Here is a 219-nt window from a genome sequence, read left to right as displayed (position 1 = left end):
GGTGATATTACTCTCGATAGCGGTGCAGTCCTGACCACGGGGTATGGCAGCGCGAGCAGCAAGACGCTGTATCCGCTGACGCTGGATGTTGTGGGCACGGGGACGGTGGATAGCACGTCGTCGATTGATCTGAGTGGCCGTGGCTATCCGGGCAGCTACTGGAGTGGCCCGGACTTTAGCAACAACACGCGTCGGGCGTGCCATGGTGGCATTGTGTAT

1 protein-coding gene is annotated in these 219 nt (G+C 59.8%); it reads left to right on the top strand.

Annotation, left to right across the window (positions count from 1 at the left end; genetic code table 11):
- On the top strand, positions 1-219 hold a 219-nt coding region (locus A3709_RS24285), incomplete at both ends, for a hypothetical protein (RefSeq protein WP_197484349.1).

Origin of the sequence: Halioglobus sp. HI00S01 (assembly GCF_001635445.1) — a bacterium.
Taxonomy (GTDB): domain Bacteria; phylum Pseudomonadota; class Gammaproteobacteria; order Pseudomonadales; family Halieaceae; genus Halioglobus; species Halioglobus japonicus.
Note: the sequence above shows the minus strand (reverse complement) of the source record. Positions and strands in the feature narration are given on the sequence as shown.